We start from the raw sequence: 13418 nt of genomic DNA, 5'->3' as shown, positions 1-13418 counted from the left end.
ATTGGCAGTTTGGTGGAACTATGTTATACTCCGCCGCCTATCTAGAATTTAAGTGGGCGAATATATGATTAAACAACGTACGATTGCACAAGTCGTTAAAGCCACAGGTGTAGGTTTACACAAAGGTGAAAAGGTCACGATCACTCTCCGACCAGCTGGTGTGAATACAGGTGTTGTATTTCGCCGCGTTGATCTAGACCCTGTTGTTGATTTTGAAACAACACCGGAAGCTGTGGGCGACACGCAACTGTGTACGTGTTTAACAAATAAAGACGGCGTTCGCTTGTCTACTACCGAGCATTTGATTGCTGCGGTCGCTGCGCTTGGGATTGATAATCTCATCGTAGAGCTAGACAGCGCCGAAGTGCCTATTATGGATGGCAGTGCATTGCCATTCATCTACTTAATTCAAAAAGGCGGGATTGAAGAGCAAAACGCTGCCAAGCGCTTTATTCGCATCAAAGAAAAAGTGCGTGTTGAAGATGGCGACAAGTGGGCTGAAATTGAACCTTACGATGGCTTCCACATCGACTTTGAAATCGACTTCAATCACCCTGCGATCAATGCTAGCCGCCAACGTATTGGATTGGACATTACCGCGCAAAGCTTTACTGAAGAGATCAGTCGTGCTCGTACTTTCGGTTTTATGCGTGACATCGAATACATGCATGCAAACAACCTAGCCTTAGGTGGTAGCATGGACAATGCGGTTGTTTTAGATCAGTTTAAAGTATTAAATCCAGATGGCCTGCGCTATGCGGATGAGTTTGTTAAACACAAGATCTTAGACTGTGTGGGTGATATGTTTATGGCAGGTCACAACATTTTAGGTAAGATCTCATGCTATAAATCAGGCCACGGCCTAAACAATATGTTGCTTCGTGAAATCATGGCAACTGAGTCAGCATGGGAGTGGGCAACATTCGAAGAGCCAGTCAGTATGCCAGCGCCAGGAATGGAAGCGGGTATCAATACCGCAACGGCATAAGCCTCTTAGGCTAATATAGTTTGATAAAAAGTGACGCTAAGGCGTCATTTTTTTTGCGTTGTGTTTGCGTGTTTAGCGAGTCTTTCTAGTTTTGCTTTAAGCGATGGTGGCGCGGATTGCGCTAGCGCTAGCAAATGCTCGCCAGTGGCTTGGCTCATACTTCGATTGGCTTGATAGGTCGAAGATTGGGATTCCACCTTATTTGAGAGACGCTGTTGAGCTTCTGGATTGGTGGTAATTTTCACTAACGCACAGTCATGTAATCCCACTTTTCTAAATGCACTGAGAATATCCATTTTTAAAAAGTTTAACCGAGTAGCAAGCGTTGCTGAAGCCGCTTCTATCGTCAGTGTCCCCTCTTTGTAGTGAGCAACACGGCACTTCTTACTCAAAATAGGGCCTAGAGTGTCTTCCAAACAGCTCTGTAACTGTGCCGCTTGGGCGCTTTTTTGACCATATTGATTGAGTTTATCTGACCACCCCCCCATCACTTCATCAAGCGGTTTTGGATTGTAGCGATTTTTAGCCAATGACTTACTTCCCATAGGTTGAAAAATAAAAAATAACCGCCATATCGGGATAATACGGAGTTAAATTACTCCGCACTGGTGGTTTCTCAGTCTACTAAGTATATCAGAGAGAAATTTTTGAGAAATCCAAAAGTACCAACATTTGTTGTCGAAAGCGCTTAGTTTTGTACTCGAATAAATGAGTCGAGTTAGGTGCCAACTAAACTTTATCACTTGCAACGCTACACTTACGCTCAACAGTAAAGATTTCTTGCAATTGAACTTGGTATTATTTACCCAATAAGGTTTGCAGAAACAAAGAGTCTGGTATGATAGGGCATAATTTTAATTCGGCAAGATACAAAATGCTCACTCCTAAATTGGCATAATGAAAACCGTAGTTTAGGAACGCTTTTGTCGCCAACAGGACAAGCGCGCCCCAGTCTTAATAACATAGGTTTAGAGACATGGGTCAGCCAATACACAGAGTGAAACGGTTTAAACATGTTAGCAAATATTTTTACCAAAATTTTTGGTAGTCGTAATGATCGCACCATCAAAAACCTAAGAAAAACAGTCGCTTTAATCAATGCGTTAGAAGAACAATACGACAAATTAAGCGATGAAGAACTAAAGGCAAAAACCGCTGAATTCAAACAGCGTATTGAACAAGGTTCGAGTCTAGATGATTTATTACCAGAGGCGTTCGCTACGGTGCGTGAAGCATCTAAGCGCGTATTTGGAATGCGTCATTTCGATGTGCAAATGATTGGTGGTATGGTACTACACCAAGGCCGCATTTCAGAAATGAGAACGGGTGAAGGTAAAACACTAACAGCAACATTGCCTGCGTATTTAAATGCAGTTTCAGGTAAGGGTGTTCACGTTATTACCGTCAACGACTACCTAGCTAAGCGTGATGCTGAGACAAACCGTCCACTATTTGAATTCCTAGGCCTTACTGTTGGATGTAACGTACCAGGCATGATGCCACAGCAAAAAAAGCAAGCTTATGCAGCGGATATCACTTATGGTACTAACAACGAGTTCGGCTTTGACTACCTACGCGATAACATGGCGTTTAGTGTTGAAGAGCGTGTACAGCGTCCACTTAACTATGCGGTGGTGGATGAGGTGGATTCAATCCTAATTGATGAAGCACGTACACCACTTATCATTTCTGGTCCTGCCGAAGATAGTTCTGAGCTTTATGCTGAAATCAATAAAATTGTTCCTGATCTTGTGCAACAAGAAAAAGAGGACGAAGAAGGCATTGAAGGTGACGGCGATTTCACCATCGATGAAAAAGGTAAACAAGTTCACCTTACTGAGCGTGGCCAAGTTAAAGTTGAAGAATTACTGACGGAACGTGGGTTGATTGAAGAGGGTGACTCTCTTTATTCAGCTGGTAATATTTCACTGCTTAGCCATGTTTACGCAGCACTGCGCGCTCACAAACTATATCAAAAAGACGTTGATTACGTTGTAAAAGATAACGAAGTTATTATTGTTGATGAGCACACGGGCCGTACGATGGAAGGGCGTCGTTGGTCTGAAGGCCTTCACCAAGCCGTTGAAGCTAAAGAAGGGGTTCGTATTCAAAACGAAAACCAAACCTTGGCTTCCATCACCTTCCAGAATTACTTCCGTCTATACAACAAACTTGCTGGTATGACAGGTACGGCGGATACTGAAGCATTCGAGTTCCAATCAATTTATGGTCTAGATACGGTAGTTATCCCAACCAATAAACCTATGGTTCGTGATGACCGAGCGGATCTTGTATATTTGACGCAAGAAGAGAAATTTGAAGCCATTCTTGAAGACATTCGTTCTTGCCAAGAACGTGGTCAGCCTGTGTTGGTGGGTACAGTATCTATCGAAAGTTCTGAGTATCTTTCTCACTTCCTTCGCAAAGAAAAAATTGAGCATAACGTACTGAATGCTAAATTCCACGCACAAGAAGCGGATATTATCGCGGACGCGGGTCTACCGGGCAAAGTAACGATTGCGACGAATATGGCTGGTCGTGGTACGGATATCGTACTGGGTGGCAGCTGGCAGTCGGATGTTGAAAAGCTAGAAAATCCATCAGAAGAGCAAGTAGCAGAAATCAAAGAAGCTTGGAAAGCGCGTCACGATGCAGTACTGGCTTCTGGTGGTTTACACATTATTGGTACTGAACGTCACGAATCTCGTCGTATTGATAACCAGTTGCGTGGTCGTGCTGGTCGTCAAGGTGATGCAGGTTCAAGCCGCTTCTACCTATCGATGGATGATGCATTGATGCGTATCTTTGCTGGTGAGCGTATGACTAACATGATGCGCAAACTCGGTATGCAACGTGGTGAAGCTATTGAGCACCCATGGGTTAACCGCGCTATTGAAAACGCCCAGCGCAAAGTAGAAGCGCGTAACTTTGATATTCGTAAACAATTACTTGAATACGATGATGTTGCGAACGATCAACGTAAAGTGGTTTACGAGCAACGTAACGAACTACTTGAAGAAGGCGATATTTCAGAGACTATTACGGCTATTCGTGAAGATGTGTTGAATGCGACTGTTGATCAGTATATTCCACCGCAAAGTCTTGCTGAAATGTGGGACATTCCAGCACTTGAAGAACGCTTGAAAAATGACTTCCATGTTGAGCTTCCGATTGCAAAATGGCTTGAAGAAGACAGCAAACTATATGAAGAAGTGCTACGCGATCGTATCGTAGAAGAGGTTGATAAGGCGTACAAGCAAAAAGAAGAGATGGTAGGCTCAGATGTACTACGTCATTTCGAAAAAGCGGTTATGCTACAAAGCCTAGATCAGCATTGGAAAGATCACTTAGCGGCAATGGACCATCTTCGTCAAGGTATTCATTTACGTGGTTATGCGCAGAAGAATCCGAAGCAAGAGTATAAGCGTGAGTCATTTGAGTTATTCTCACAAATGCTTGAGAACTTGAAGATTGACGTGGTTGGTGTACTTAGTAAGGTTCAGGTTCGTGCTGAAGAAGATGTTGAAAAAGTTGAAGAGCAGCACCGCAAGAGTGAGCAAGCACCGCGTGAATATCAACATGAAGAGGTTGAGCGCGTAGGTGGTGATGCACCAGAAGGTGTGTCTGTTGCTCATCGAAATGAGCCTAAAGTAGGCCGTAACGATCCTTGTCCTTGTCAATCTGGCAAGAAGTATAAGCAGTGTTGCGGAAAACTAAAATAACAAGCCCTAAATCTAAATTGGTATAAAAAGCGACGCTAAGTCGCTTTTTTTATGGAGTGAATTATGCAAAAAAAGCGTGTTGAAGTTGCCGTTGGAGTGATCGAAAAAGATCAACAAATCTTTGTATGTTTAAGAGGTGAAGAGCAACATCAAGGTGGACTTTGGGAATTTCCTGGCGGGAAAATGGAAGCGGGCGAAGATGTGTTTTCGGCATTGAAACGTGAGCTACAAGAAGAGGTTGGCATCGAGATCTATAACTCATCAGAGCTAATGCGTATTGAGCATGACTATGCTGATAAGGCGGTGTGTTTATATATTCATCATGTTGAGGATTTTTCCGGTGAAGCCCATGGTGCAGAAGGGCAACCTTCTAAATGGGTTGCAGTTGAGCATTTGCATGAGCTAGCGTTTCCTGAGGCCAATAAAGCAATCGTAGAGTTACTACAAGCACGCTAAAGTAAGTGACAAACTTTGTTACTAAATTCAAAGATCAGAACGTAGTCATTCATTAGGCTCAGCGGTAGACTATTGAATGGCTACTTATACGCGAAATTCTATCAGGGGAATATAATGAAAAAACTCTCACTGACCGCTGCAAGTGTTGCACTTGCATTGGGATTGATTGGTTGTAGTGAACAACCGCAAACACAACAACAACAGCCAGCGGAGCAAGCCGAAGCACAAAAGGTGGTTTTGAACTCTGGTATTGAACTCGAAAATATTGATAAATCAGTGCGCCCACAAGATGACTTCTATTTTCACGTGAATGGTCACTGGTTAGAAAAAACAAAAATCCCTGCAGATAAGTCAAATTATGGTTCTTTCTCGCAGCTCTATGATGAGTCACAAAAAGCACTGCGTAAAGTGCTAGAAGATGCTGCAAATAACGCGTCTGCAAAAGCAGGCAGCGATGAGCAGAAATTAGGTGCGTTTTATCAAAGCTATATGGATGAAGGAGCGAGAAACGAACTAGGCTTAAACCCCATTAAGCCGTACTTGGATGACGTTCAAGCGCTGAAGACTAAATCAGAGCTACCAACTATCTTTGCTAAAATGCGTTTAACGGGGGCAAGTACACCGTTTGGTTGGTACGTTAATAATGATGCTAAAAACTCGAGTGAAAACGCGCTTTATATGTTCCAATCAGGGCTTGGTCTACCTGATCGCGACTACTACCTGAAAGAGGACGAAAAGTTTAGTAAAATTCGCGAACAGTATCAGCGCTATATCGAGCAATTGTTAGCTAAGGCTGGTCATAAAAATCCAGGTCAAGCTGCACTGAATATTATTGAGTTAGAAAAGCAGATTGCTGAGGCACAGTGGACACGTGTTGAAAGCCGCGATGCGACTAAAACTTATAACAAGCTCAGCCAAGAAGAGTTTAATGCGTTAATGCCTGACTTTGATACGTCTGCGTTTTTAACCGCACTTGGTATTAAAACGGATTCACTTATTGTAAGCCAACCGAGTTTCTTTGAATCGCTATCAAAAATCATTGCTGATTCAAAGCTAGAAGTCTGGCAAGACTATTTAACTTTTCACTTTACCAATGACTATGCAGAGTTATTAAGCAAAGATATTGTTGATCTTAAATTCGGCTTCTTTGGCAAAACATTGAAGGGTGTAGAAGAGCAAGCACCAACATGGAAAAAAGCGGTAGATGCAAGTAACTCTGTTCTTGGGGAGATGTTAGGCAAAATCTACGTGAAGTCGTATTTCCCACCAGAAGCAAAGGCGCGCATGGAAGAACTGGTTGCCAACCTCATTAAAGGGTTTGATCAAGCAATTGACGGCTTAGAGTGGATGAGCGCTGAAACGAAAGTAGCCGCCAAAGAAAAGCTCAATAAGTTCACGCCTAAAATAGGCTACCCTGACAAATGGAAAGATTATTCAGCACTTGAGATAAGTCCTGATGATCTAGTGGGTAACTATGTGCGTTATAGCCAATTTGCGAATCAGGAGATGATCGATAAATTAGGCAAACCTGTGGACCGTGGTGAGTGGTTTATGACACCGCAAACGGTGAACGCGTACTATAACCCGGTGAATAACGAGATTGTATTCCCTGCTGCGATTTTACAGCCACCATTCTTTAACCTAGAAGCGGATGATGCAGTAAACTACGGTGCAATCGGTGCGGTTATCGGTCACGAGTTGGGTCACGGCTTTGACGATCAAGGTGCCAAGTATGACGGAGATGGTAACCTGCGTAATTGGTGGAGTGAGTCTGATTTAGCGCAATTTGAAGCGCGTAGTCAAAAGTTGGTTGAGCAATTTAATAGTTTTAAACCATTTGAAGATGCTAGCGTTAATGGTGAACTGACACTGGGTGAAAATATCGGTGATTTAGGTGGCTTAACCGTTGCATATAAAGCGTACCAAATTTCACTAGGCGATCAGAAAGCGCCGATTATAGATGGTTACACTGGAGAGCAGCGCTTCTTTATGGGTTGGTCACAAATTTGGCGTCGCAAATATCGCGATGAAGAGCTGCGTAATCGTCTGATGACAGATCCGCATTCACCAAGTCATTATCGAGTGATCGGTGTGCTACCAAATATGCCTGAATTTTATAAAGCATTTGATGTGAAAGAGGGCGATAAGATGTATCTTAAGCCAGAAGACAGAGTGAAAATCTGGTAATTTCACATTTTGATTCAGTGGCGGCGTTATTGCATTCATGCAGTAAATCCGCCGCTTTTTTTACGACTCTCAATTACGATCCTCTGAAGCTTTCACAAGATATCAAACTCAATCCAGCACTTTCTGCAAGCACTCGCTATTTCTAAGGTTAAGTTCATCGCTATTTGATGGTATTTACAGCTAAATCAGAGTAGTTTCATTTTGTCTAACACAGGGATATGAAAAAATAATGATAGCGCTGTCATTTTAACTTTTATATGATGTTTCGGAACAATGAGTGATTAAATGATGTTCATTTTGAATTGAACATGAAGACTGGGAGCAAAAGATGAGAATAAAAACGACTTTGCTTGGGGCGGTAATTGCTGGGTGCTCGTTCTATACACAAGCATCTTTCACGCAGCAGCAGTTAGCGCAGTTTGCAAGTGACACGCATTTTGAATTTGCGGTAGAAAATAACTTCAGCAACGGTGCAGAGGGCTTTAGCGGCGCTATTATACTGACAAATAATTCAAAAGTTGACCTACCAAAAGGGCAAAGCGATTGGCAAATCTACTTGCACTCAGTACGTCATATTTCAACGGAAACAGCTAAAGGTCTGCGCTTTGAGCATATTAATGGCGACCTCCATCGTATAACCCCTACCGATTCGTTCGCTGGTTTAAAAGCGGGTGAAAAGCTCAAATTAGCTTTTGATGCTTCAGCTTGGGTTGCTGCATACAGCGATTTTATGCCGCGTGCTTTTATTGTCTCAGGTAAAAATAAGCCGGTCATTTTTGCAAATACTGATACCGAAGACATGACGCAGTTTGTTGCGCCATTTGAGCGTGAGAACCAGCTGAAAAGATACAATACACCTACTGATTACACGCAGATAGCTAACGCAGCGCTGCGTTTTGAACGTAATCAAAGCAATGTTTCGGTCTCAAAAGAAGATGCGCTAAGGCGTATCATTCCAAAGCCTGAGCATATCGACTTTAACCGTGGTGAAATTGCCCTTAACAACAACTGGCAGATCCGCTTTGCGGGACGCTTAAAGTCAGAAGTCGCTGTTTTTCAGGAAGACTTATCAGAATATGGGTTGGATTTAAAAGCTGAAGCAAATCATGTGCCTGAAGGGAATATCCCAACGATCCGCCTTAAAGTTGCGAAAAGTCTAGGGCGCGATTATGACTACAACCAAGCCGGGTCATATACATTAGATATTGATGATGATGTGATTGAAATCACGGGTATTGATAACGCAGGTGTGTTTTACGGTATTCAAAGTTTGCTTGCGCTATTTCCTGCCGATAGTAAAAATGAAATTACCTTGTCTCACGTAGAGATCAAAGACTCTCCGCGTTTTAGCTGGCGTGGTATGCATTACGACAATGCCCGTAACTATCATGGTAAAGATGCGTTATTTAAGTTAATTGAACAGATGGCGCGCTATAAGTTAAATAAGTTCCACTGGCACTTTTCAGATGATGAAGGTTGGCGCTTGGAGATCCCTGGGCTTCCTGAGTTGACGGAAGTTGGCGCTTTCCGTTGTTTTGACTTACAAGAGCGTGAGTGCTTACTGACTCAGTTGGGCACAGGCCCTTTCAAAACGGGAAGTGGAAATGGTTACCTTTCTCGCGAGGACTTTGTCGAGTTACTTAAATTTGCTACTGCGCGTCATATTGAGATCATTCCAGAAATCGAAAGCCCCGGGCATGCTCGTGCTGCGATTAAGTCGATGGAAGCGCGTTATCACAAATTGATGGAAGCGGGTAAAGCGCAAGAGGCCAAAGCCTATCTTCTGAACGATATTGATGACACTTCAAAGTATCTAACCGTACAACTCTACACAGATAACTCTATTAATGTTTGCTTGGACTCAAGCTATGCCTTTATAGAAAAGGTGGTATATGAGCTGCAGGAAATGTATCGCGATGCTGGTACTATGCTAACGACAGTCCATTTTGGTGGCGATGAGGTTGGAAAGGGCTCATGGACTGAGTCACCTGCATGTAATGAGTTATTTGCGGTAGCCGACAATGGGGTCGCTGGACCCAATGATTTAAAACCATACTTTACTCAAAAAGTAGCAAAACTGCTTGCTAAGCGTGGGATTACCCCTGCCGCTTGGGAAGATGGTTTAATGTATAACACTACGACGACCTTTAAACGTGATGAATTCCCAAATCCGCAGTTTTTGGTAAATACTTGGGATAACATTTGGGAGTGGGGAGTTGCAGACAGAGCTCACCGTTTTGCAAACAACAATTACCAAGTTATTTTGTCTCACGGTACTCATTTGTACTTTGATCACCCTTACGAAGCGCACCCTGAAGAGCGCGGCTATTATTGGGCAACTCGTTATACAGATACGAAAAAAGCATTTTCATATATGCCAGATAATATATATGCAAATGCGGACTTCACGCGAAACCGTGAGCCTATCGTGAATCTAGAAGCCTTAGTTGGTCGAGAGTTACCGGCGCTTAAGAGACCGCAAAATATTCTTGGTATGCAAGGGCAAATATGGAGTGAGACCATTCGCTCGGAAGACCAAGTGTTACGATTGATTTTCCCTCGTTTGCTTTCGCTTGCAGAGCGCGCTTGGCATAAAGCGGATTGGGAAGGGCGTCGTATTAACCAAAAAGAGCTAAACAAAGACTTCTCAACCTTCGCAGCAGCCTTGTCTTTAAAAGAAATTGCAAAGTTGCAAAACGATGGCATTAAGCCAAACCTTCCGGTTCCTGGTGCCAAAGTGGTGCTTGGTAAACTTGAAGCGAATAGTACGTTTCCCTATCTGGCAATAGAAGTGAGCTTAGACAATGGTGAATCTTGGCAGCCTTATACTGATCAGATGAGTGTCTCAGATGAAAGTAAGGTATTGTTGAGAACGCGAGCCGGAGAAAAAAATACGAGCCGTGTCACAGGGTTGAAATAAACCCTCGTATTCAGTTTATCGCAAAAAAGGGCAATGGCCCTTTTTTGGTGATAATTTTGCTCAAATTCTAACTGGTAATGAAATAGATTTTAACGTAAAGTTAAATGTCAGCGCTGTCATTTTTCTGGGTCTATGCCAAATTGAGCACATAAAGCGCAAAAATAATAATCCAAATTAACTTTGTACATTGCTGAGTTTGCTTCAAAACTGCAATGTACCCCTAGCAACAAGAAGAGTTTTATGGAAGCGACAGTGGATAAAGAACAACTCGCCAAACAAAGCGTCTGGCTACCTATGACACTCGCAGGGTCAATGTTTTTCATATTGGGCTGCATTACTTGGTTAAATGGGGCTATTACGCCATTCTTACAACAGATGTTGGAGCTATCACCGCTCCAAGCTTCATTTATCATTTCTTCTTTCTATATTGCAGTGACGATCGCTGGTATCCCATCAGCGATGCTGATCAAAAAAGTCGGTTACAAAAATGGTATGGCTATCGGTTGCGCGATTATGGCTTTATCTGCATTGATGTATATTCCTGCTGCAAAAATGCAAATGATCGAAATCTTCCTATTTGCTCAGTTAATGATAGGTGTTGGTCAAACTGTGTTGCAAACTGCTGTAAATCCATATGTGGTAAAAATGGGCTCTGAAGAATCAGCGGCTGTACGCGTATGTATTATGGGTTTACTCAATAAGTCTGCGGGTGTAATCGTACCTATCGTATTTGCAGCTGTTGTGGTCAGCGGTGTAGTAAATGAAGGTGAAGCACTGTCACAAGTTCAAAAGGACGCGATGGCAAACAGCTTGATTGCCCCATATATGAGTATCGCAGGTTTAATCTTCTTATTTGCTTTATTTGCAAAAGTATCACCACTTCCAGATCTCGTATTTGAAGAAGAAGCTTCAACAGGTAAGGGTGAAGTAAAAGAAGCGCTTAGTCATCCTCACTTAGCGCTAGGCGTTATTGGTATTGCGTTATATGTTGCAGTTGAAGTTATTGCCGCCGATACGATTGGTTCATATGCATTACAGTTAGGGATCGCTGATTACTCTGTGATGACGTCATATACCATGGGCTGTATGTTAATCGGTTATGCGATCGGGATCGCGACTATTCCACGCTTTATGTCACAGCAAACTGCGCTCGTGATGTCAGCTATTGCAGGTATAATCACCGTTTTTGCTGTTGTTTTAGGCAGTAATGAGTCATACTTCCTATCGAATATACTATTGGTACCTTTTGGTGGACCTCACTTACCAGATCCGCTATTGTGTATTGCGTTGTTGGGTTTTGCTAATGCCATGGTATGGCCTGCAATTTGGCCTTTAGCACTTGATGGCTTAGGGCGCTTAACAGGCACTGCATCAGGCCTACTTATTATGGGTATTGCCGGTGGCGCACTTGGACCATTGCTTATCGGTTTAGGCAACGTTGCTGGACTAGGTGCTCAAGGTGCGTACAGTTTAATGCTACCTAGCTACTTATTCATTCTCTTCTATGCATTGAAGGGTCATAAAATGAGAAGCTGGAAGTAATACAGAATTTCTATGTATGTAGAAATAATCCCGTGTGTGATGCCACCTGAATAAGGTGGCATTTTTTATGCCTAAATCACTCCGTTATCTGCAAAACCGGCTTAATGCTGAGATCTTATTCGCGATATAAAATCGCCGCTACGCAGATGTCTGGTGCTTGTTGCTTGGTGTTGGTCGTGTAGGAGCTGCTTTATGCAGCGAGGGTTTTATTCTTAAGTCGCGATATAAAATCTCAGCAATGCTGATCTTTGGTGCTTATTGTTTGATGTTGGTCGTGTGGGAGCTACTTTATGTAGCGAGGGTTTCATTCTTAAGTCGCGATATAAAATCTCAGCAATGCTGATCTTTGGTGCTTATTATTTGATGTTGGTCGTGTAGGAGCTACTTTATGTAGCGAGGTTTTCATTCTTAAGTCACGATATAAAATCGTTGCTATGCAGATCTCTATCGTGCAGGAGCTCTGTATACGCAAAAAGATAAAATGAAAATAAATACATAGAAAGAATGGGGCGACTGATGGGACTTGAACCCACGACAACCGGAATCACAATCCAGGGCTCTACCAACTGAGCTACAGCCGCCACTAAAGACTTGAACACCTCGTGTGGTGTGGCGCGCATAATACATAAGTTTTTATCAAATGCAAAGGGAAATATAGAAAAAACTTAATAAAAGATTTTTTTGGAGATTATTTCTACATACAGCAAATATTCATATATCCTATGTATGATCCAGCCGATCTAATGATAAATAACTGCTTAATATAAAAAGGGGGATGAGTATGGAAGCTATTTGGAAGTGGGTTAATGAGAACTCAGATTTAATCTTACACTATGTGCTTCAAGGCGTTATAGCACTAATAATTTTCTTCGTTGGCTTAAAACTTGCCAAGCTCAGTGCTAATCTTACCGAAAAAGCATTTGGTAAGCGCAAGGTAGATAAAGCAGTAGGCTCATTTGTTGCCAATATTGCTTATGCGATTGTGTTTGCTGCGACATTGCTTATGGCATTGTCTCAAGTCGGTATCGAAACCACCTCATTCATCGCTATTCTAGGTGCAGCAGGTTTGGCAGTTGGTCTTGCACTACAAGGTTCACTGTCTAATTTTGCCTCTGGCGTATTGATCATCATGCTGCGTCCATTCAAGTCAGGTGACTATATTGAAGCAGGCGGTAAAGCGGGTAGCGTACAAAAAATAGAAATCTTCTCTACAGAGCTTCGCACCCCTGATAACAAAGTGATTGTGATGCCAAATTCTTCTATAATGTCAGGCGCAATTGTTAACTACTCACGTGAAAAAACACGTCGTATTGACCTTGTTATTGGTGTTGGCTATGACGCAGATCTAAGAGAAGCCAAAGCAGTATTAAAGTCTGTATTAGACAATGAGCCAAGAATTCTTAAAGAACCTGCGTATAATGTTGCCGTACTAGAGCTTGCTGATTCAAGTGTTAACTTTGTTGTTCGTCCTTGGGTTAAAACAGAAGAGTACTGGCCGACGTATTTCACACTTGTGGAAAATATTAAGATTGCGCTAGACGAAGCCGATATCACCATTCCATTCCCGCAAATGGATGTTCACCTACATAAAGATCAGTAAAAG

Annotated in this window: 8 protein-coding genes and 1 tRNA gene; 7 read left to right on the top strand and 2 right to left on the bottom strand. The window is 42.6% G+C overall.

Annotated features, from left to right (window positions below):
- Positions 1-64 precede the first annotated feature (64 nt).
- The gene (gene lpxC / locus DRB05_RS21760) at positions 65-988 is read left to right on the top strand and encodes a UDP-3-O-acyl-N-acetylglucosamine deacetylase (protein ID WP_010368639.1); all 924 of its coding nucleotides are present in this window, start codon (positions 65-67) and stop codon (positions 986-988) included.
- A 44-nt stretch (positions 989-1032) separates the two neighbouring features.
- Here lpxC and DRB05_RS21755 read toward each other — a convergent pair whose 3' ends face one another.
- On the bottom strand, positions 1033-1518 hold the full coding sequence (locus tag DRB05_RS21755; RefSeq protein ID WP_235956501.1) for a DciA family protein: 486 nt from the start codon (positions 1516-1518) through the stop codon (positions 1033-1035).
- Between the two features lie 483 nt (positions 1519-2001).
- On the opposite strand from DRB05_RS21755, the gene secA reads away from it, so the two are divergent.
- The 5 genes from secA to DRB05_RS21730 all read left to right on the top strand — a co-directional run bounded on the left by secA (position 2002) and on the right by DRB05_RS21730 (position 11815).
- Positions 2002-4710 (top strand): preprotein translocase subunit SecA, encoded by a 2709-nt coding sequence (gene secA, locus DRB05_RS21750; RefSeq protein WP_128728774.1) that lies wholly within the window; start codon positions 2002-2004, stop codon positions 4708-4710.
- 63 nt (positions 4711-4773) lie between these two features.
- Positions 4774-5166 (top strand): 8-oxo-dGTP diphosphatase MutT, encoded by a 393-nt coding sequence (gene mutT / locus DRB05_RS21745; RefSeq protein ID WP_128728773.1) that lies wholly within the window; start codon positions 4774-4776, stop codon positions 5164-5166.
- A gap of 114 nt (positions 5167-5280) precedes the next feature.
- Positions 5281-7353: a M13-type metalloendopeptidase gene (locus DRB05_RS21740; protein WP_128728772.1), complete on the top strand. Its 2073-nt coding sequence runs from the start codon at positions 5281-5283 to the stop codon at positions 7351-7353.
- A 328-nt stretch (positions 7354-7681) separates the two neighbouring features.
- Entirely contained in the window at positions 7682-10273 is a 2592-nt protein-coding gene (locus DRB05_RS21735; protein ID WP_128728771.1) for a family 20 glycosylhydrolase, read from the top strand.
- Positions 10274-10513: 240 nt separating this feature from the next.
- Complete coding sequence (locus DRB05_RS21730; RefSeq protein ID WP_045987925.1) at positions 10514-11815, top strand: MFS transporter; 1302 nt, start codon at positions 10514-10516, stop codon at positions 11813-11815.
- A gap of 505 nt (positions 11816-12320) precedes the next feature.
- Here DRB05_RS21730 and DRB05_RS21725 read toward each other — a convergent pair.
- Positions 12321-12396: transfer RNA gene (locus tag DRB05_RS21725), tRNA-His, on the bottom strand.
- Between the two features lie 200 nt (positions 12397-12596).
- Here DRB05_RS21725 and DRB05_RS21720 point away from each other — a divergent pair.
- Entirely contained in the window at positions 12597-13415 is an 819-nt protein-coding gene (locus tag DRB05_RS21720; protein ID WP_128728770.1) for a mechanosensitive ion channel domain-containing protein, read from the top strand.
- Positions 13416-13418 lie beyond the last annotated feature (3 nt).

This window comes from Pseudoalteromonas sp. A757 (assembly GCF_004103285.1).
In the GTDB taxonomy this organism is placed as follows: domain Bacteria; phylum Pseudomonadota; class Gammaproteobacteria; order Enterobacterales; family Alteromonadaceae; genus Pseudoalteromonas; species Pseudoalteromonas galatheae.
Note: the sequence above shows the minus strand (reverse complement) of the source record. Positions and strands in the feature narration are given on the sequence as shown.

Bases quoted from the DNA above. Each gene is read 5' to 3' on its own strand.
- DRB05_RS21730 (WP_045987925.1), top strand. From the start codon at position 10,514: ATGGAAGCGACAGTGGATAAAGAACAACTCGCCAAACAAAGCGTCTGG.
- lpxC (WP_010368639.1), top strand. From the start codon at position 65: ATGATTAAACAACGTACGATTGCACAAGTCGTTAAAGCCACAGGTGTA.
- mutT (WP_128728773.1), top strand. From the start codon at position 4,774: ATGCAAAAAAAGCGTGTTGAAGTTGCCGTTGGAGTGATCGAAAAAGAT.
- secA (WP_128728774.1), top strand. From the start codon at position 2,002: ATGTTAGCAAATATTTTTACCAAAATTTTTGGTAGTCGTAATGATCGC.
- DRB05_RS21740 (WP_128728772.1), top strand. From the start codon at position 5,281: ATGAAAAAACTCTCACTGACCGCTGCAAGTGTTGCACTTGCATTGGGA.
- DRB05_RS21720 (WP_128728770.1), top strand. From the start codon at position 12,597: ATGGAAGCTATTTGGAAGTGGGTTAATGAGAACTCAGATTTAATCTTA.
- DRB05_RS21735 (WP_128728771.1), top strand. From the start codon at position 7,682: ATGAGAATAAAAACGACTTTGCTTGGGGCGGTAATTGCTGGGTGCTCG.